The sequence below is a fragment of the Mycobacterium sp. IDUB_21 genome, from assembly GCF_055419425.1.
Genome location: NZ_JBVAXQ010000017.1, coordinates 25,532 through 44,039 on the forward strand (window position 1 = coordinate 25,532; position 18,508 = coordinate 44,039).

General features: G+C 69.0%; 23 protein-coding genes. 5 read left to right on the forward strand and 18 right to left on the reverse strand.

The genetic code is table 11. The features are described from left to right. Positions 1-64: 64 nt before the first annotated feature. The 4 genes from pdxT to ACZYY4_RS20700 form a co-directional block, all read right to left on the reverse strand. Positions 65-661 (reverse strand): pyridoxal 5'-phosphate synthase glutaminase subunit PdxT, encoded by a 597-nt coding sequence (gene pdxT / locus ACZYY4_RS20685; protein ID WP_463811925.1) that lies wholly within the window; start codon positions 659-661, stop codon positions 65-67. Beyond that, positions 658-1,503, reverse strand: a complete 846-nt coding sequence (gene tesB / locus ACZYY4_RS20690; RefSeq protein WP_463811926.1) for an acyl-CoA thioesterase II — start codon at positions 1,501-1,503, stop codon at positions 658-660. Before tesB ends, pdxT begins: the two co-directional genes overlap by 4 nt. Before the next feature lie 9 nt (positions 1,504-1,512). Beyond that, the gene (gene pdxS / locus ACZYY4_RS20695) at positions 1,513-2,415 is read right to left on the reverse strand and encodes a pyridoxal 5'-phosphate synthase lyase subunit PdxS (RefSeq protein ID WP_463811927.1); all 903 of its coding nucleotides are present in this window, start codon (positions 2,413-2,415) and stop codon (positions 1,513-1,515) included. Positions 2,416-2,485: 70 nt separating this feature from the next. Beyond that, positions 2,486-3,139: a TetR/AcrR family transcriptional regulator gene (locus tag ACZYY4_RS20700; protein WP_463811928.1), complete on the reverse strand. Its 654-nt coding sequence runs from the start codon at positions 3,137-3,139 to the stop codon at positions 2,486-2,488. 58 nt (positions 3,140-3,197) lie between these two features. On the opposite strand from ACZYY4_RS20700, the gene ACZYY4_RS20705 reads away from it, so the two are divergent. Further along, positions 3,198-3,986: a Coq4 family protein gene (locus ACZYY4_RS20705; RefSeq protein ID WP_463811929.1), complete on the forward strand. Its 789-nt coding sequence runs from the start codon at positions 3,198-3,200 to the stop codon at positions 3,984-3,986. A 4-nt stretch (positions 3,987-3,990) separates the two neighbouring features. Here ACZYY4_RS20705 and ACZYY4_RS20710 read toward each other — a convergent pair whose 3' ends face one another. The 8 genes from ACZYY4_RS20710 to ACZYY4_RS20745 all read right to left on the reverse strand — a co-directional run bounded on the left by ACZYY4_RS20710 (position 3,991) and on the right by ACZYY4_RS20745 (position 12,219). After that, on the reverse strand, positions 3,991-5,004 hold the full coding sequence (locus tag ACZYY4_RS20710; RefSeq protein ID WP_463811930.1) for an alcohol dehydrogenase catalytic domain-containing protein: 1,014 nt from the start codon (positions 5,002-5,004) through the stop codon (positions 3,991-3,993). A gap of 101 nt (positions 5,005-5,105) precedes the next feature. Next, positions 5,106-6,152, reverse strand: coding sequence for an NUDIX hydrolase (locus ACZYY4_RS20715; RefSeq protein ID WP_463811931.1), 1,047 nt, complete (start codon positions 6,150-6,152; stop codon positions 5,106-5,108). Next, positions 6,152-7,276: a glycosyltransferase family 4 protein gene (locus ACZYY4_RS20720; RefSeq protein ID WP_463811932.1), complete on the reverse strand. Its 1,125-nt coding sequence runs from the start codon at positions 7,274-7,276 to the stop codon at positions 6,152-6,154. The genes ACZYY4_RS20715 and ACZYY4_RS20720 overlap by 1 nt, the downstream gene beginning before the upstream one ends. Next, positions 7,273-8,199: a phosphatidylinositol mannoside acyltransferase gene (locus ACZYY4_RS20725; RefSeq protein WP_463811982.1), complete on the reverse strand. Its 927-nt coding sequence runs from the start codon at positions 8,197-8,199 to the stop codon at positions 7,273-7,275. Before ACZYY4_RS20725 ends, ACZYY4_RS20720 begins: the two co-directional genes overlap by 4 nt. A gap of 17 nt (positions 8,200-8,216) precedes the next feature. Then, positions 8,217-8,879, reverse strand: a complete 663-nt coding sequence (pgsA, locus tag ACZYY4_RS20730; RefSeq protein WP_463811933.1) for a phosphatidylinositol phosphate synthase — start codon at positions 8,877-8,879, stop codon at positions 8,217-8,219. Next, positions 8,876-9,448, reverse strand: coding sequence for an ATP adenylyltransferase (locus ACZYY4_RS20735; RefSeq protein ID WP_463811934.1), 573 nt, complete (start codon positions 9,446-9,448; stop codon positions 8,876-8,878). Before ACZYY4_RS20735 ends, pgsA begins: the two co-directional genes overlap by 4 nt. Continuing rightward, the gene (gene thrS, locus ACZYY4_RS20740; RefSeq protein ID WP_463811935.1) at positions 9,445-11,502 is read right to left on the reverse strand and encodes a threonine--tRNA ligase; all 2,058 of its coding nucleotides are present in this window, start codon (positions 11,500-11,502) and stop codon (positions 9,445-9,447) included. The genes ACZYY4_RS20735 and thrS overlap by 4 nt, the downstream gene beginning before the upstream one ends. A 102-nt stretch (positions 11,503-11,604) precedes the next feature. Further along, positions 11,605-12,219 (reverse strand): PaaI family thioesterase, encoded by a 615-nt coding sequence (locus ACZYY4_RS20745; RefSeq protein WP_463811936.1) that lies wholly within the window; start codon positions 12,217-12,219, stop codon positions 11,605-11,607. Between the two features lie 65 nt (positions 12,220-12,284). On the opposite strand from ACZYY4_RS20745, the gene ACZYY4_RS20750 reads away from it, so the two are divergent. Then, positions 12,285-12,782, forward strand: coding sequence for a DUF1990 domain-containing protein (locus tag ACZYY4_RS20750; RefSeq protein WP_463811937.1), 498 nt, complete (start codon positions 12,285-12,287; stop codon positions 12,780-12,782). Positions 12,783-12,865: 83 nt separating this feature from the next. On the opposite strand, the gene ACZYY4_RS20755 is transcribed toward ACZYY4_RS20750, so the two are convergent. Further along, positions 12,866-13,318, reverse strand: a complete 453-nt coding sequence (locus ACZYY4_RS20755) for an Rv2617c family stress response/phage resistance protein (protein WP_463811938.1) — start codon at positions 13,316-13,318, stop codon at positions 12,866-12,868. Between the two features lie 94 nt (positions 13,319-13,412). Between ACZYY4_RS20755 and ACZYY4_RS20760 the strand changes: the two genes are divergently transcribed. Continuing rightward, positions 13,413-14,126, forward strand: a complete 714-nt coding sequence (locus ACZYY4_RS20760; RefSeq protein ID WP_463811983.1) for a helix-turn-helix transcriptional regulator — start codon at positions 13,413-13,415, stop codon at positions 14,124-14,126. Here ACZYY4_RS20760 and ACZYY4_RS20765 read toward each other — a convergent pair. The 5 genes from ACZYY4_RS20765 to fdxA all read right to left on the reverse strand — a co-directional run bounded on the left by ACZYY4_RS20765 (position 14,123) and on the right by fdxA (position 16,988). Continuing rightward, the gene (locus tag ACZYY4_RS20765; protein ID WP_463811984.1) at positions 14,123-15,010 is read right to left on the reverse strand and encodes an NAD(P)H-dependent flavin oxidoreductase; all 888 of its coding nucleotides are present in this window, start codon (positions 15,008-15,010) and stop codon (positions 14,123-14,125) included. The genes ACZYY4_RS20760 and ACZYY4_RS20765 overlap by 4 nt on opposite strands. Before the next feature lie 74 nt (positions 15,011-15,084). Continuing rightward, positions 15,085-15,423, reverse strand: a complete 339-nt coding sequence (locus ACZYY4_RS20770) for a cupin domain-containing protein (RefSeq protein WP_463811939.1) — start codon at positions 15,421-15,423, stop codon at positions 15,085-15,087. A gap of 46 nt (positions 15,424-15,469) precedes the next feature. Further along, positions 15,470-15,895, reverse strand: coding sequence for a hypothetical protein (locus ACZYY4_RS20775; protein ID WP_463811940.1), 426 nt, complete (start codon positions 15,893-15,895; stop codon positions 15,470-15,472). Continuing rightward, entirely contained in the window at positions 15,892-16,647 is a 756-nt protein-coding gene (locus tag ACZYY4_RS20780) for a helix-turn-helix transcriptional regulator (RefSeq protein ID WP_463811941.1), read from the reverse strand. The genes ACZYY4_RS20775 and ACZYY4_RS20780 overlap by 4 nt, the downstream gene beginning before the upstream one ends. Beyond that, positions 16,644-16,988 carry a ferredoxin gene (gene fdxA, locus ACZYY4_RS20785; protein WP_463811942.1) on the reverse strand — a complete coding sequence of 115 codons (345 nt, stop codon included), beginning with the start codon at positions 16,986-16,988 and terminating at the stop codon, positions 16,644-16,646. The genes ACZYY4_RS20780 and fdxA overlap by 4 nt, the downstream gene beginning before the upstream one ends. Before the next feature lie 52 nt (positions 16,989-17,040). Between fdxA and ACZYY4_RS20790 the strand changes: the two genes are divergently transcribed. Both ACZYY4_RS20790 and ACZYY4_RS20795 read left to right on the forward strand, forming a co-directional pair. Beyond that, the gene (locus tag ACZYY4_RS20790) at positions 17,041-17,640 is read left to right on the forward strand and encodes a DUF2249 domain-containing protein (protein ID WP_463811943.1); all 600 of its coding nucleotides are present in this window, start codon (positions 17,041-17,043) and stop codon (positions 17,638-17,640) included. Then, positions 17,640-18,497, forward strand: a complete 858-nt coding sequence (locus ACZYY4_RS20795) for a class I SAM-dependent methyltransferase (RefSeq protein WP_463811944.1) — start codon at positions 17,640-17,642, stop codon at positions 18,495-18,497. Before ACZYY4_RS20790 ends, ACZYY4_RS20795 begins: the two co-directional genes overlap by 1 nt. Positions 18,498-18,508 lie beyond the last annotated feature (11 nt).

The following is an 18,508-nucleotide window of genomic DNA, read 5'->3' on the forward strand; positions in this document are numbered from 1 at the left end:
GCCCGGTACACGCGCAATGACCGGGCAGTCGGCGCAGGCGTGCACCCCGCCGGCTGAGGACCGATCAGGCTTGCCCTGCGACGATGTCGATGAACAGCCGATGGATCCGGTGATCGCCGGTCATCTCCGGGTGGAATGAGGTGGCCAGCACCCCGCCCTGCCGCACCGCAACCGGGTGTCCGGCGGCCTGTGCCAGTACCTGGACCCCGGGCCCGACCCGCTCCACCCAGGGCGCCCGGATGAACACCGCGTGCACCGGCCCATCCAGGCCCGCGAACGCCAGATCGCCCTCGAAGGAATCGACCTGCCGACCGAAGGCGTTGCGCCGCACGGTCATGTCGATTCCCGACAACGGGATGGCGGCCCGGCCCTCGGCGCCCGCGTCGGCGATCTCGGTGGCCAGCAGAATCATTCCCGCACAGGATCCATATGCCGGCATCCCGTCGGCCAGCCGGGCCTGCAGCGGGTCGGTCAGCGCAAGCTCGCGCAGCAGATGACTCATGGTGGTCGACTCCCCACCGGGAATCAGCAGGGCGTCGACGTCGTCGAGCTCCGTGCGACGGCGCACCGACACCGCCTCGGCGCCGACGGCATTCAGTGCGGCAAGGTGCTCGCGTACGTCGCCCTGCAGTGCCAGCACGCCGATGCGCGGGCTACTCACTCGCCGGTCGGCTGGTACCCGGACGGGTAGCGGGTCAGCCCCTCCTGCATCACTGCGGCCACCATGTCGCCGGATCGGTTGTAGATCTTTCCCTGGGTCAGCGCCCGGCCGGCGCCCGCCGACGGCGACGACTGGTCATAGAGCAGCCATTCGTCGGCCCGGAAGGGGCGCATGAACCACATCGCGTGATCCAGCGACGCCACCTGCAGGTGGTCACGGTCGGCGGGGTGGACCGACCAGGCCGAACCCAGCAGGGTCAGGTCGCTCATATAGGCCAGCGCACAGATGTGCAGCACCTGATCGTCGGGCAGCCGGTCGCGATGACGGAACCACACCTGCTGCTCGGCGACCCTGCCCGGAATGTGCGGCAACAGCTCGCGCGGCACCTTGCGCAGCTCCCACTCGGCGAACGCCTTGAACCCCTCGTCGTCGAAGGCCTTCATCTCACCGATATCCGGCAGATCCTCCGCCTCGGGTGCGTCAGGCATCGCATCCTGGTGCTCAATGCCGCGTTGCTCACTCTGGAATGACGCCGACATGTTGAAGATCGTCTCGCCGTGCTGCACCGCGTTGACCCGCCGCGTACAGAACGAACCGCCGTCGCGCACCCGCTCGACCAGAAAAACCGTGGGCGCCTTGGCATCTCCGGGCCGCAGGAAATAGCCGTGCAGCGAATGGACCCGGAATCTCGGTTCCACGGTGCGCACCGCCGAGACCAGGGCCTGCCCGGCGACATGCCCGCCGAAGGTGCGCTGATGGTCAGCGGAGAAGGGGCTGAACACGCTCCCGCGGTAGATGTTGACCTCGAGTTGTTCGAGATCGAGAATCTCTTCGATCGCCACGGAGAATGTCTACCAGCCGCGTTCGGCAAGCCGGTGCGGTGCGGCGATGTCCTCCACGTTGATGCCGACCATCGCCTCGCCCAGCCCGCGCGACACCCGGGCCAGCACGTCGGGGTCGTCATAGAACGTGGTGGCCTTGACGATGGCCGCGGCGCGCGCCGCCGGATCGCCGGACTTGAAGATGCCGGAGCCGACGAACACGCCCTCGGCGCCGAGTTGCATCATCATCGCCGCGTCGGCGGGGGTGGCGATCCCACCGGCGGTGAACATCGTCACCGGCAGTTTGCCGGCCTTCGCGACCTCCGCGACCAGCTCGTAGGGGGCCTGCAGTTCCTTTGCCGCGACGAATAATTCGTCTTGTGCCAGCGACGTGAGACGACGGATCTCGCCGCCGATGGCCCGCATGTGGGTGGTGGCGTTGGAGACGTCCCCGGTGCCGGCCTCCCCCTTGGAGCGGATCATGGCCGCCCCCTCGGTGATCCGGCGCAGCGCTTCACCCAGGTTGGTCGCCCCGCATACGAACGGAACGGTGAACTGCCACTTGTCGATGTGGTGGCTGTAGTCGGCCGGCGTGAGCACCTCCGACTCGTCGATGTAGTCCACCCCGAGGCTCTGCAGGATCTGCGCCTCGACGAAATGCCCGATGCGCACCTTGGCCATCACCGGGATGGTGACCGCTGCGATGATGCCCTCGATCATGTCGGGGTCGCTCATCCGCGACACCCCGCCCTGAGCGCGGATGTCGGCGGGCACCCGCTCCAGTGCCATCACCGCGACGGCACCTGCCCCCTCGGCGATCCGGGCCTGCTCAGGCGTGACGACGTCCATGATGACGCCGCCCTTGAGCATCTCGGCCATGCCGCGTTTGACCCGCGCCGTGCCGGTCTGCCCGTTCTGCGCCGCGCTGTCCACTGAATGTTTCTCCTTGCTGACCGGGTTACTCGCTCAGTGTAGTGGGCGGGGGCCAGCCGATTTTCGGCTCTCAGTCCAGCGGGACGAACACCGGCCCGGGCGGCGGTGGATCGGCCAGCAGCGCGGGCAACACGAACGTTCGGGCGTAGCGGCGGACCTGGTCGGCGTCGCCTACGCCGGGGATCAGCCCCAGCAGTAACCCCAAGGCGACCGACAGCACGAACCGGGCGGCGTCGCCGGGGCGAAGTCCGGCACGCAGGGTGTCGCCCGCCTGGCCAAACCCCATCTCGAACTGCCCGGCCAGCACCTCGCTCAGGGTTGCCGACCGGGCGATCATCGCGGCAACATTGCCCTCGTCGGTGTGCTCGGAGATGACCCGCAGCAGGGGGTCCCGACCGACTTCGGTGGCCACGATCACCAGTGACTCGGTCACCAGCTCGCCGGGGTCGGTCGTGGTCTCCAGCCGGGTGGCGATGGCCGCCATTTTTCGTGCGGCGACCCGCACCACCAGCGCGTCCAGCAGCTGGTCCCGGCTGCCGAAATGCCGGTAGATCACCGCGCGCGTGTAGCCGGCTTCCCGCGCGATGACCTGCATCGTGGATGCGCGGTAACCCCGAAGCGCAAACGACCGTTCCGCTGCGTCAAGCAGCAACTCCCGCGCGTGCTCGGGCGGATTGCCACCGCCGGGCGGCCTGCCCCGGCCGCGGGCCGTCTTCGCCGACATATATGGACATCTCCATTCAAATGTCTATTATCGAAGCATCCGATGAAGGGATCGTCGCATGGCCGCAACGCTTACTGGTGTACCCGAACGGCGTGACTGGCCGGCGGTCTTCGGCTCATGGCGGCTGCTGGCCAACCCGGGCAAGAACGGGGGGTCGGCCTTCGAGCTGATCGTGGGCCTGGCAGCGCCGATCCTGGCGCGCAGCTACCACCAGTTGCGGGCACACCCCAACGGCCGGCGGCTGTTCGCCGAGAAGCCCGACCTGTTGGCGCTGCTGGGCGACGACGATTACCTGGCCTCGCTACCGGCGGGTTCGCTGGGCCACGCCTATCGGTCGTTTCTGCACACCAATCGACTCGATGCCGGCGTGTTCGATGTCGACACGGTGATCCGCCCGATCGCCGAGCGCCGCGGCTGGGACGACGATTTCTTCTACATGATGCGGCGCGGCACGGCCCTGCACGACATGTTCCACACCCTGGGCGGTTACGGTCCGGACATGGGCGGGGAGTTCGGCAACCTGGGCTTCCACTGCGGCCAGATGGAACCGTCCAGTGGGCTCAAGGCACTCAGCCTGGGCCTGCTGGGGTCTGTCATCCCCGCCTCCCCGCGCCGCAAACTGCGCTACTTCCGCGAGGCGGTGCGCCGTGGACAACGCGCCGACAATCTGATGGCCGCGCCCTACGAGGAGCTGTTGGACAAACCCATCACCGAGGTACGCGAACTGCTGGGGATCGAGCCGACGTCTCGCGCGCATCGCGGCGGGCACCTGTTCATCGGGTGGACGCCGCCGGGAATGAAGCCACCGACCCGCTGGGATTACGACGCGGGCCACGTGAGCCGGTGACACCTCACATGGTCAAGACCATGCGGTAGCGGGCCCGGCCCTGCTCCATGGCGGCGTACGCCTCGGCGGCCTGGGCCAGCGGCCGTTCTTCGATACGGGCCCGCACCCCGGACAGCACCGCGAACGCCATGGTCTCCTCCACGTCGCGGGCAGTGCCCGACGGGTGACCGACGACGCTGAGGCCCGGCGAGATCAACTGCATCGGTGAGATGGGCAGCGCATCGGCGGTGACACCGATGATCACGAGCTCCCCCCGCGGATCCAGGCCGCCGATCGTGTCGGCCATCGCCGCCGAGTTCGCCGCGGTGGCCAGCACCACCGACACACCCCCGAGTGCCCGCATCGCCTCGCCGACATCCCCGGCGGTCGAGTCGATGTAGTGGTGGGCACCCAACTCCAGGGCGTCGTCGGCCTTGCCGGGGCCGCGCGCGATAGCGATGGTTTCGAAACCCATCGCCCGGGCGAACTGCACTCCCAAGTGGCCCAGGCCGCCCACGCCGAGGATCGCGACCCGGTCTCCCGGCAATGCCCGCGTCGAGCGCAGCGCGTGGTAGGTGGTCACCCCGGCACACCCCATCGGCGCGGCCTCGGCGAAGGACAGCGCATCGGGGATCCGCGCCAGCGCGTTGGCCGGGACGGTCACCGATTCGGCGTACCCGCCCGGGTAGTGCCAGCTGGGCACCTGCCCGTTGGCACAGTAGATGAAATCGCCCTTGCGGCAGGGAATGCAGTGGTTGCAGTGGCCGCCGAACCAGCCCACCGCCACCCGGTCGCCCACCGCCCAACCCGTCACGCCGGCACCCAGTTCGGCGATGGTGCCCGCGATCTCGTGTCCGGGGGTCAACGGCCAGCTGAGGCCGGGAAACCCGCCGTTGACGATGCCGTGGTCGGTGCCGCAGACACCGCAGGCCGCAACGGCGATCCGGACGTGATCGGGCCCCGGCGTGGGAGTGTCGACGTCGACGAGGGCCAACGGCGCACCGGCGGACGGTACGTGAACAGCGCGATGAGATGGCATTGCAGGATCCTATGCCGCGCCGCGCTGGCCAACCATGGCGCGAGCAGACACATGATCCCCCAATTCGGGGCATGAGAGGGGGTCCTCGGGTCTGCTCACGCTCAGGTGATCCGGCGGACCTGTGGTGTCGCGCCGGCAGCGTCGGCCAGCCGGGCCGCCTCGGCGAGGCGCTCGCCGAGTTGCAGCGGGTAGACCTGCTCCCCTCCGGCGGTCAATTCGGTGATCGCGGCCGCGTCGCACCAGCGGTGGCCGTGCAGGTAGCGCTTTTCCAGTCCGGTCCGACCGGCGCCGGATGGCTCGAACCGGCCGGTGCGGTAGACGAAGAAGAACTCCTGGCTGTCGAGTCGCTCCCCGTTGAACTCGAAGACGGCGTCGCGGCGCCAGATCGGCCCGACCAGCTCGCCGGGGTCGACCCGCAGACCGGTCTCCTCGGCCAGTTCGCGCGCCGCCGCATCGGCCAGCGGCTCATCGGGCAACACCTGCCCGCCGACGGTGAACCACCAGCGCGGTGCGGGGTTTGCCGCGTCGTCGCGAAGGGCCGGGTCGCAGCCGCGCAACAGCAGCACCGCCCCCGCCTCGTCGAACAGCACCACCCGCGCCGAGACGCGCGGGTCCAGCACGCCGTGGTCGCCGTGGGCGATCATGCCGGCCCGTTCAACGATCTCGAAATACGTTGGCATCGGCGCGGTTCCGCCCAGCCGCAAGGCCCGGACCAGTGGCCGCTCACGCAGCGCCACGGTGTCGCGGACCGCATCGTTGTGGAACCGGCGGGCCAGCAGCACCCGGGCTTCGGCGTCGGCCAGTTCGGCGACCATCGCGGGCGGCAACGACGCGGAGTCGACCATCGCCAGTTCGGCCGACAACGCGTTCTCGGTCGTCTCGCGCGCGTCTCGCGACGCCCGCTCGGCGACATCGGCCACGGCAGCAAGTCGTCGCCCGGCCACCGCGTCGCCGTAGACCTCGATCGCGACGGCCCGGGCCACTACCGCACGGCGCGCCAGCGCGGCGTCCAGTGCCTGCCAGGACAGGTCGCAGCGCACGTGCAGCCGGTTGAGCCGGTTGGCGGTCTGATACGCCCAGCCCACCGCGGCGGCCAGCACCGCCACCGCGACCAGCACCAGCACGGCGCCCAGGATCGTCGGACCCATCAGTCGCCCACCGAGACCTTGCGGCCGACGCCGGCAACCGTCTCGTAGACCCGGATGATCTGGTCGGCCACCACCGACCAGTCGTAGCGGCGCACCACCTCGCGGCCCGCCGCGACATAGGACGCCCGCAGCGCGTCGTCGTCGAGTACCTCGATCAGCGCGGCAGCCAGCGCAGCGTGGTCGTCGACCGAGACCAGCCGGCCCGCCTGGCCGTCGCCCAGCACCCGGCGGAAGGCGTCCAGGTCGCTGGCGACCACCGCGGCGCCGGCGGCCATCGCCTCGGCCAGCACGATTCCGAAGCTCTCCCCGCCGGTGTTCGGCGCACAGTACACGTCGGCGCTGCGCAGTGCCGATGCCTTCTCGGCGTCGTCGACCTGACCCAGGAATCGCAGATGTTCAGCCAATGCGCCTGCATCGCTGCGTAATTCGGCTTCGTCACCCCGGCCGACGATCAGCACCTGAACATCGGCGAACTTCTCGACCAGCGCCGGCAGCGCACCCAGCAGCACCGCCATTCCCTTGCGGGGCTCGTCGTAGCGGCCAAGAAACAACACCGTACGACCGGTGCGCGGATAGCCGGGCAGCGGCTGCGCCGTGGCGAACGCGGCCACGTCGACGCCGTTGGGGATCTCCACCGCATCCGATCCCAGTGCCTCCATCTGCCAGCGCCGGGCCAGATCCGAGACCGCAATGCGGCCGATGATCTTTTCGTGCATCGGCCGCAACAGGGCCTGCGCCACGCTCAGCGTCAACGATTTGGACGTCGAGGTGTGAAAGGTGGCCACGATCGGGCCCTCGGCCAGGTTCAGCGCCAACATCGACAGGCTGGGGGCGTTCGGCTCGTGCAGGTGCAGGACATCGAAGTCACCCTCCACGAGCCATCGTTTCACCTTGCGGTGTGCGGCCGGGCTGAACTGCAGCCGAGCCACCGACCCGTTGTAGGGAATCGCGACGGCCTTGCCGGCGGACACGACATAGTCGGGCAGTTTCACGTGCGGCGATGCCGGTGCCAGCACGCTGACCTCGTGGCCGCGGGCACGCAATACCTCCGCCAACTGCAACACGTGGGCCTGCACCCCGCCCGGCACGTCGAATGAGTAGGGGCAGACCACGCCGATCCTCATCCGCTCTCCCGCAGGCGCGCCCGCCGTGATTCGGGCAGATCGGCCACCCACTGCGGCTGCATCATGTGCCAGTCCTCGGGGTGCTCGGCGATGCCGTCGGCGAACTTGTCCGCCAACGCCTGGGTGATCGCGCCGACGTCACCGCTGGAACAGTCCAGCGGCGGGCCGATCCGCACCGCCCAGCCGTCGCCCTCGAACCAGACGTGCGCGGGCAGTAGTGCCGCGCCGGTCTCGATGGCGAGTTTGGCCGGGCCGGCCGGCATCCGGGTGGACTCCCCGAAGAAGTCGACCGGCACCCCGCTGCGGGTCAGGTCGCGGTCGGCCATCAGGCACACCAGCCCGTTGTCCTTCAGCCGCTCGGCCAGCACCGCGAACGGCGGGCGCGCACCACCAGACGTTGGCAACACCTCGAAACCCAGGCTCTCGCGGAAAGCGAGGAAGCGGCGATACAGCGACTCCGGTTTGAGCCGCTCGGCGACCGTGGTGAACCCGCCATGGGTCTGAGCCAGCCACACCCCGGCCATGTCCCAGTTGCCGCTGTGCGGCAGCGCCAGCACCGCCCCACGCCCGGCCGCCAGCGCATCGGCCACATTGTCGCGCCCGATCACCGACTCGTGCAGCTGCGCCGCCAGCGCCACATGGTCCATGGTGGGCAGCCGGAACGCCTCCCGCCAGTACCGGGCATACGAGGCCAGCGAGGCGCGCATCAGCGCCGGCGGCACCTCGGCCGGGGCCACCCCCAGCACGCGAGCCAGGTTCTTGCGCAGTTGCTCGGGTCCTCCGCCGCGGGCCGCGAACATGGCACCGGCGTCGAAGGCGTTGCGGGCGAGAAATTCCGGCATCGCGCGCACCACCATCCAGCCCGCGGCGAAGCCGGCATCGGTGGCCCACGCGTCCAGCTGGCTCAGCCCGGGAACTCGCAGACCGCTCGGGATGAAAGTCACGCTCCCGGGGTTCCCTCGCCGTCGGCGCCGTGCAACGGTTCCACCGCGCCCGGCGAGGTGCGTACCGTGTGCAGACGCTGGGCGCAGGTGATGAGGCTGGCCACCGCCAGCAGCCACATCGCCACGTGCAGCGCCCACGGCAACGGGTAGACCGGCAGGTCGGACAGGCCGGCGCCCACCAGCACGATGATCAGCCGTTCGGGCCGTTCGATGTAGCCGCCGTCGCCGCGCAGGCCGCTGGCTTCGGCGCGGGCCTTGATGTAGGAGATCACCTGCGAGGTGACCAGGCAGATCAACGTCGCGACCACCAGCGGGGGGCTGTCCAGGCCGAAGGCCGCCCACCAGGCCAGCCCGCAGAACACCGCACCGTCACTGATCCGGTCGCAGGTCGCGTCCAGGACCGCGCCGAACGCACTGCCGCCCCCGCTCAAGCGGGCCATCGCGCCGTCGACCATGTCGAAGTGCACGAAGAACCAGACCACCAGCGTGCCGGCGAACAGCTGACCGGTCGGGAACAGTGTCAGCGCCGCCAGCACCGCACCGGCGGTACCCATGATCGTGACGATGTCGGCGGTGAGCCCGGCCCGCAGGAAGCCCCGCGCCACCGGCGTGGTGATACCGGCGAACGTCGCTCGGGACAGGAAAGACAGTCTGCTCATTGCTGTTTCGCCCACTCGTCGGCGAGCAGCCGGCGAGTGTCGCGCAGCAACTGCGGGATCACCTTGGAGCCGCCGACGATGGTGATGAAGTTCGCGTCGCCGCCCCAGCGCGGCACCACGTGCACGTGCAGATGCTCGGCCAGCGATCCGCCGGCCGACTCGCCCAGGTTCAGGCCGACGTTGAACCCGTGCGGACGCGACACCGCCTTGATCACGCGGATGGCCTTCTGGATGAACATCATCAGCTCGGCGCCCTCGGCTTCGGTGAGGTCTTCGAACTCCGAGAACCGCCGGTAGGGCACCACCATCAGGTGACCCGGGTTGTACGGGTAGAGGTTGAGCACCGCGTAGACGTTTTCACCGCGCGCCACCACCAGCCCGTCCTCGTCGGACAGGGTGGGGATGTCGGTGAACGGCCTCGTGGATCTCGCCGACCCCGCCTGGTCACGCTTGAGTGGCGCCTCCGCCAGATAGGTCATCCGATAGGGCGTCCACAGTCGCTCCAGCCGGTCGGGGTCACCGACACCGGTGTCCACGATCGCGCGGTCACCGTCCTCGTCGCCGCTCACTTGGCTTCACCGGCCTTGAGGCCTGGCTTCAGCGTCTCCGCCGTCGGCACGGTGTTGTCGCGGGTGGCGATCCAGTCGGCAATCGCGGCGGCCGCCTCGTCGCGAGGCACGCCGTTGATCTGGGTGCGGTCGGCGAACCGGAAGCTGACCGCACCGGCGTCGACGTCGCGGTCCCCGGCCAGCAGCATGAACGGCACGTGCGCGTTGGTGTGGTTGACGATCTTCTTGGGCATCCGGTCGTCACTGGCATCCACCTCTACCCGCACCCCAAGGCTGCGCAGTTGCGCGGCAAGCTCATCCAGGTATGCCACGTGCTGGTCGGCCACCGGGATGCCGACCACCTGCACCGGGGCCAGCCAGGCCGGGAACGCTCCGGCGTAGTGCTCGGTCAGCACACCGAAGAAACGCTCGATCGAGCCGAACAGGGCCCGGTGGATCAGCACCGGGCGCTGCCGGGTGCCGTCCGCCGCGGTGTACTCCAGCTCGAACCGGTCGGGCATGTTGAAGTCGAGCTGAATGGTCGACATCTGCCAACTGCGGCCGAGGGCGTCTTTGACCTGCACCGAGATCTTCGGCCCGTAGAACGCCGCACCGCCCGGGTCGGGAACCAGGGTCAGCCCGGAGGCCTCGGCGACCTCGCGCAACGTCTCGGTCGCTTCCGCCCACACCTCGTCGGAGCCGACGTACTTCTCCGGGTCCTTGGTGGACAGCTCCAGGTAGTAGTCGTCCAGGCCGTAGTCGGCGAGCAGGTCGAGCACGAAACGCAGCAACGAGGCCAGTTCGTCGCGCATGGTTTCTCGGGTGCAGTAGATGTGCGCGTCGTCCTGGGTCATCCCGCGGACCCGGGTCAGCCCATGCACCACACCGGACCGCTCGTAGCGGTACACGCTGCCGAACTCGAAGAGCCGCAACGGAAGTTCCCGGTATGAACGCCCGCGTGACCGGAAGATCAGGTGGTGCATCGGGCAGTTCATCGGCTTGAGGTAGTAGTCCTGGCCGGGCTTGCGCAGCGTGCCGTCCTCGGCGAATTCCGCGTCGATGTGCATCGGCGGGTACATGCCTTCGGAATACCACTGCAGGTGACCGGAGGTTTCGTACAGCGCCGCCTTGGTGATGTGCGGGGTGTTGACGAACTGGTAGCCGGCCTCGATGTGCTTGCGCCGCGAGTAATCCTCGAGCTCGCGGCGGATGATCCCGCCCTTGGGATGGAAAACGGGTAGGCCCGAACCGATTTCATCGGGAAAGCTGAACAGGTCCAGCTCGACGCCGAGCTTGCGGTGGTCACGCCGCAGCGCCTCCTCGATCAATTCGAGGTGACGGTCCAGTGCCTCCTGGGATTCCCATGCGGTGCCGTAGACCCGCTGCAGGCTGGCATTGTTCTGGTCGCCGCGCCAGTAGGCGGCCGAGGAGCGGGTGAGTTTGAACGCCGGGATGAATCGGGTGGTCGGGATGTGCGGGCCGCGACACAGGTCACCCCAAACCCGTTCCCGGGTGCGGGGGTTCAGGTTGTCGTAGGCGGTGAGCTCATCACCGCCGACTTCCATGATGTCGCTGTCGCCGGACTTGTCGTCCACCAGTTCCAGCTTGTAGGGCTCGGAAGCCAACTCGGCGCGGGCGGCGTCCTGCGACTCGTAGACCCGCCGCGCGAACAGCTGGCCGTCTTTGATGATGGCCCGCATCCGCTTCTCCAGCGCGGTCAGATCTTCGGGGGTGAAGGCCTCGGGTACGTCGAAGTCGTAGTAGAAGCCGTCGGTGATCGGCGGGCCGATACCGAGCTTGGCGGCCGGGAACAGATCTTGCACGGCCTGGGCCAGCACGTGCGCGCAGGAATGCCGGATGACGCTGCGGCCGTCTTCGGTGTCGGCCGGCACCGGGATCGCTTCGGCGTCGGTGTCGGGAATCCAGCTCAAGTCGCGCAGCTTGCCCTGCGCGTCGCGCACCACCACGATCGCATCCGGCGCCCCTCTACTGGGCAGGCCCGCCGAGCGCACCGCATCGGCGGCGGTGGTGCCGGCAGGAACCCGGATGCGGGCGGGCTGTGCAGGCGCGCTCATGGCGTGGTCTCCAAGGGGATGCGAGGTGGTCGAAACGTCCGCGACCATGCTATCGGGGTTGTCCGGGCCTTCGGAGGCCACCGCTCGCTGAGTGCGCCGGCGTCACGGCTGGCCGGGTTTGAGCACCACGAATAACGCCTCCCCGTCGGCCAGGGTCGTGTCGCCGTCGCGCAGCGTCGTCTCGACGAAGATCTTGCGGCCCTCGGTGCGGCTGATCCACGCCTCGATCTGCAATTCCTTGTCGATCGGGACGATGTTGCGGTAGTTGACGTGCAGGTAGGCGGTGCGCTGGTAGGGCCCACCGGTCAGCAGCCATGACGCGGTGCCCAGTACCGAGTCGAATAGCAGGCCGATGGCGCCGCCGTGTGCGGCGCCGTTGCGCCCCAGGTGGAAGCGCCGGAATCGGGCCCAGCCGCGCAGCCGGCCGTCGTCGGCCTTCTTGATTTTCATCGGCACCGGCAGCAGGTTGCCGCGCATGGGCAGATCCAGCCGGCGACCCGACGGCGACGACCATTCGTCGCTGTCGAACGGGGCCAACAGGTCGCAGACTTGCTGCAGCGCGTCGGCGGCCCGGCTGATCACCTCGTCGGGGGCGTCGACGGCGCGGGCGTGGTCCTGCAGGGCACGCATCGTCTCGAGGAACCGGCCATAGTCCGGCCCGCCCTGCTGGGTCGGTTCGGGCGGGTTGAAACCGCCGCCGGCATGTGGGGCTTTCACCCGTCTATTTAACGTTCAGGCCATTAGCGGGCGGACGCCGCGCCCACGGTGGCAGGGTTGGTCCGGTGGAATTGAGCAAGCTGCGTGAGCTACCGCTGACCTACGCCGAGGTGGGCGCCACCGCCGGGGCACTGCCGGCGGGGTATCAGCACCTGGAGCACGCCGCGCCGATCGGGCGCGGTCGGCAGCGTTTCGAGCAGGCGGGCGATGCGGTGCTGCACTGGGGAATGCAGCGAGGTGCCGGCTTGGGCGTGCGAGCGGACAGCGACGTCGCCACGGTGGGCACGACGGTGGTGGTGCGGCTCGGCTTCTTGGGCGCACCCTGTCGCGTGGTGTACGTCGTCTCGGAACCCGACCGGCGTGGCTTCGCCTACGGCACCCTGCCCGGACACCCCGAATCCGGCGAGGAATTGTTCTCGGTGCGCTACGACCCCACCGATGACACGGTCTACGCCCACGTGCGGGCGTTCTCCCGGCCCGCCACATGGTGGATCAGGGCCGGCGGGCCGCTGGCTTCGGTGGCGCAGCGCGCTATCGCCAGACGCTATCTGCGGGCGGTGTGACGCCCCGATACGGCGCGACCGCGCCACGGCTGTTCGGGTTCAGCCGTGGCGCGGCCGCGAGCCGGATGCGACTGTGGCCGGCGTCAGGTCACCTGACGGGTGTGCACGGCTTGAGCCAACCGTGCCAGCACCACAGCGGAGACCAGCAGGCCGAAGTCACGCAGGGCGACGTCGTAGTAGCCGGACAAGGTGAGCAGGTCGATGATGATGCCGGCGAGCCAAGCTGCCACCACCCAGGCACCGATCCGCGGCGCGGCCGCTACCAGGACACCGGCGACGATCTCGATGGCACCGATCAGATACATGGCCTGGTCGGCGTTGCCTGGCAGGATGTCATTGATCCAGCCGGCAAGGTACTTGTCCCAGTGGCTCGGGCCCACGCCGCCGGGGACGTGCGTCAGCAGATTGAAGAACTTGTCCAGGCCGAACAGAATCGGGGCAACCGTGAACAGGGTGCGAAGCAGAAAGAACGCCTCGAATAGCGGGTCCTTCAAACGCTCCGAAAGGGCAGGTGAGCCCAGATTGGTCGTACTCATGAACATCCTCCTCGTTTCTAAATGCCTACACTTTGTACGTTAGAACGCGTAGAATCTAACGTCAAGAACCTTGTCTGATAGAAATCCGCTGACGATGGCCAATCTGGACCGCAATGTGACGGGAATCGGCGCACTGGCCGATCCGGTTCGCCGCGAGCTGTATCGATTCGTCGCCTCCCAACCCGCCCCGGTCAGCCGTGACGAGGCTGCCGCCGCGACCGGGATCGCGCGCCACCAGGCCAAGTTCCATCTGGACCGGCTAGAGGCCGATGGACTGCTGGAGAGCGACTATGCCCGGCTGACCGGCCGCTCAGGACCCGGTGCGGGTCGGCCGTCGAAGCGCTACCGGCGTTCGTCGTGCGAAATCGCGGTGAGCCTCCCGCCGCGGGAATATGAACTGGCGGGCCAGTTGATGGCCGATGCGATCGCCGAATCCGCCCAGACCGGGACCCCGGCGATCCAGGCGCTCGACCGGCTGGCCCGCGCTTACGGCCGTGAACTCGGCACCGCGGCCACCGAGGAGCGGCCACCGACCGACGCCGCCGCAGCACTCGAGCTGGCCGCCGAAGTGCTCACCGAACACGGCTACGAGCCGCGTGACGGCGTCGGCGGCGAGGTGTATCTGGCCAACTGCCCGTTTCACGCGCTGGCCCAGTCCCAGACAGAGCTGGCCTGCGCCATGAATCTCGCACTGATCAACGGCGTCACCGATGCGCTGATGCCGCACTGCCCGCATGCCCGCCTGGCGCCCGACCCGTCTCGGTGCTGCGTGGTGCTGACCGCCGGTGACCCACCCGACCCGCGTTAGGCCCAGCGCGCCAGCAGATCGTGTGCCCCGGTGCACAGCTCATGAAGGATCGTGCCCACCGGACGGCTGTCGCTGAGCAGTCCCACGCCCTGGCCCGCGTCGACCGGGGCGATGCGCTGGTCTTCGGCGGCGATACCGGCCGCCAGTTCCGCGCCGGCCTGCTCATCGTCGGCCAGCGTCTCCTCGCGGCCCGCCCAGCGGCCGGCGAAGTCGTTGCGCAACACCCGCGACGGGAACCGGGCCGGCCAGTCCAGCCGCTGTCCGACGTCGAACACCCGGGTGGTGACCGTGTCGGTGCCGTCCGCGGCGATCAGCGCGCGACGGGCGCCCTCGCCCGTCAGCGCCTCGGGACAGGCCGACAGGCAGGTGCCCAGCCAGGCGCCGGCCGCCCCGGCCGCCAGCACCGCGGCCAGGCTGCGCGGCGAGGCGATCCCGCCGGCGGCCAGCACCGGCACCGTCACGGCGTTCAGGACGGCATCGAGCAGCGGCAGTGTGGCGAGCCTGATCTCCCCGTGCCCGCCCCCCTCGGCGCCGCGGGCCACCAGTACGTCCAGCCCGGCGTCCTGCGCGCGGCGGGCGGTCTCGACGTCATAGACCTGGGTGGCGGCCGATATTCCGGCTGAGTGGGCGCGCTGCACCCAGGACAGGTCGGCGCCGAAGCTGACCGAGAGCAGCGCCGGACGGGCAGCCAGAGCGGTATCGAGCAGGTCGGGTTGGTCGCGGATCACCCAGTCCACCAAGCCGATTCCGAGCCTCATCTGACCGGCCAGGGCCAACTCGGTGGCCAGCGAGGCCGCCGTGGCGGTGCTGCCCATCCCGATCATGCCCAGCCCGCCCGCCGCGGTGACCGCGGCGGCCAGTCGCCCGCCGGCCACCCCGCCCATCGGAGCGTTGACGATGGGCACCCGCAGCCCGGCGCACAGCGACCAGGGCGTGCAGAGCTGCGCCGGGGGCACGCTCAGTGCGAGACGCTCTTGGCGACGGTCAGCAACACCACCGAGTCCTCCAGCGACTCCAGCGAGTGGCGGGTACGGGGCAGGTTGACGAGCTCCCCGGCCGAGCCCTCCCAGGCCTCGTCGCCTGCGGTCAGCCGCACCCGGCCGCGCAGCACCTGCAGGGTGGACTCCCCCGGGCTGTCGTGTTCGGCCAGCGACTGACCGGCCTGCAGTGCGACCAGAGTCTGGCGCAGGTGGTGCACGGAGCCGCCGTAGACGGTGTGGGCCGAGCGCCCGCTGTGGTGTTGCTTGGCGTCGGCCAGCTTCTCGTCGGCCAACGTGGTCAGGGAGGTCGATTCCATTGGTATTCCTTCTCACTCGGCGGGTGGGTGTGTTCGGTCGGACAGCTCAGCGAGACAGCAATAGAATGCCCAGTGGCACCAGCGCGGCGACTTTGATCACTTCCAGGCCGACGTAGGCGTAGTGCGCGCGCGAGCGGGGCGCATCCAGGCCGGACAGTACCTGGTCGGCGCGGCGGCTCAGGCGAGGGCGCACCGCCAGCAGCTGGGCCAAGAGCATCGCCAAGGCCACCGCGAACGTCACCACGATGGCGGTCGTCGGCCGCTGCGACACGAACGACGCGGCGATGGCGGCGGCCAAGAAGAGCTCGGCGGAGTTGAGGGCCCGAAAGACCAACCGGCCGATCCCCAGACAGATCGGAATCGTCGCATTGGGCGCGCGGAACTTCAGCGGCGCTTCCATGAACGAGATCGCGGTCACCATGCCCAGCCACAGAAATGTCGCGGCGATCGCGACGGCGGAGGCAATGCTCACCCGGTGGTTCCTTCCACTCGTAGGGACTCCGCGGGCAACGGTTCGATCCGGACCCCGTTCTGGGCCGTCGTGGGCTCGTCAAGCTTCACCGACTTCAGGTGCGCCACACACAGATCGGGCTTGGCGAACGAGTCGAGGCGTTCGACCGTCACCGGTGCATCCCAGGCCTCCAGCGCACCCTGCATCAGACCCAGGTGGATCGGGCAGACCACTTCGGTGGAGGTCTCGGCGAGCTCAAGGAATGGGCAGTGCCGCAGACCGAGCTGCTTCTCGCCGGCGTCATCGGGGTCGAGCTGCTCGGGTTCGAATCCCAGCTCGTCGAGCATGTCGACGAGCTGGTCGGTCGACTCCTCGGCGTCGACGGGTTCGGCCGGACGGTTCAGCGGCCGCAGTCGCTGCCCCCAGGCCCGGCCGGCGGCCAGCGCCTTGGCGCCGGGATCCTGATCAGCGGCCAGACCGATGGTGAGGATCTCGGCGAGCAGCCGGAACCGGCGCGTGCCGCCGCGGTCCATCTGCCGGATCGCCCGGAACATCAGCGCCGGGCGGCCCCGTCCCTTGTGGTCGGGTTCGGTGTGCTCGACGCGTCCTTCCTCCACCAGGGTGTCCAGGTGGAAACGCACGGTGTTGGGGTGCACCCCCAACTCGTCAGCGATCTGCGCGATGCTCAGCGGCTCGTCCGCGGCCTGCACCAGCCGAAGAACGTCAAGACGACGTCCTCCGTGTGGCCCAGGCGGCTTGGCGATGTCGCTCACTCCCCCTGGGGAGGAAAGCTGGCCACCAGCGGGGTGTCGATGCCGAGCGGGCCGATCTTGGCGGCGCCACCGGGTGAGCCGAGCGCCTCGTCACGCCCCGGTAAGGCCTCGGTGAAGAACTCCGCGTTGTCGGCCTGATGGGGTTGCAACTCGTCCGGAAGGTCATCCTCGTAGTAGATGGCCTCGACCGGGCAAACCGGCTCGCAGGCACCGCAGTCCACACATTCATCCGGATGGATGTAGAGGGCTCGCCCGCCTTCGTAGATGCAGTCGACCGGGCACTCCTCCACGCAGGCCCGATCCATCACGTCAACGCACGGCTTCCCGATCACATATGCCATGGGCGTAGAGTTTACACAACGGATTTTGTAGAAACTAGAAAGGCAGGCCTAAATGTCGGAGGCCGAACTCGACGCCCGGGTGCTACCCAAACCAGAGAAGCACAAGACGATCTTCGCGACCTTCGCCAAGTTGGCTGCCGGCGAGTCGTTTGTGCTGCTCAACGACCACGAACCGGAGCCTCTGCGCCTTGAGTTCGAACGCGAACACCCCGGCAGCTTCAGCTGGGAATACCTGGAGAAGGGTCGCGAACGCGGCGCGCTGTGGCGGACCAGGATCTCCCGGCTCTCGTCGACCGCGGTGCCCTGGATTCTGACCGACACCACGGCCACCGGCGAGGGTGTCGAACCCGACCCGGCCGGGGTGGTCTGGCAGCTCGACGTGCAGAACCGCGAGATCGACGCCGACGTGACCAGCCTGTCGGCCGGCCAGGACACCGGCATGCACGTGGGCCCGGAGTTCGACGCCTTGATCCACGTGCTGTCCGGCAGCGCTGCGCTCACCACCGAGTTGGACACGATCGAACTCGCCGCCGGCGCGCTGCTGTGGATGCCCAAACGGTCCCGACGCCAGTTCGTCGCCGGTTCGGATGGATTGCGCTACTTGACGATTCATCAGAAGCGTCAGTTTTTGAGCCTGATGGCAACTGGCTGATGGGACCCGCCCGGGCGCAGCGATTGCCGTCTCATCCCTCCTCGGACCGTGACGCCGCCAGCGTCGCCGGCCACTGGCTGCTGGCACGGCTCGGTAAACGGGTGCTGCGGCCCGGCGGCATCGAGCTGACCCGCGGCCTGCTCGAGCGCGCCGGCCTGCCCAACTCCGACGTGGTTGAGCTGGCCCCGGGGCTGGGTCGTACCGCCATGGAAATCCTTGCGCATCAGCCACGTTCGTATGTCGGCGCGGAGAAGGATCCCGACGCGGCCGGCAATGTAGAGCGCCTCGTCGGAGAGCATGGCGGACAGGTCCTGGTCGCCGACGCGGCCGAGACCGGGCTGCCCGACGGCAGCGCCGACGTGGTGATCGGCGAGGCGCTGCTGAGCATGCAAAGCGATGCCGCCAAGAACGCGATCATCGCCGAGGCGGCCCGCCTGCTACGTCCCGGCGGGCGCTACGGAATCCACGAGCTGGCCCTGACCCCGAACAGCATCGACGAGCAGGTCAAATCCGACATCCAACAGGCGCTGGCGGCGTCGATCCGGGTCAACGCCCGGCCGCTGACCGTCGCCGAGTGGATGCAGCTGCTGGCCGAGCACGAGCTGGTCGTCGACGCGATCAGCACCGCGCCGATGGCATTGCTCGAGCCGCGTCGCCTGCTGGCCGACGAAGGGTTCTTCGGGGCACTGCGGTTCGCGAAAAATCTTGTGCTGCACCGTGATGCACGACGGCGGGTGCTGGCGATGCGCCGCACCTTCCGGGTGCACCGCGAACAGCTGGCCGGTGTGGCGATCGTGGCCCACAAGCCCGGCGGCGGCGCCAACCCGGCGGTGTCGAAAGGCAAGGGTTGCTGCTGAGCCGCGCCGGC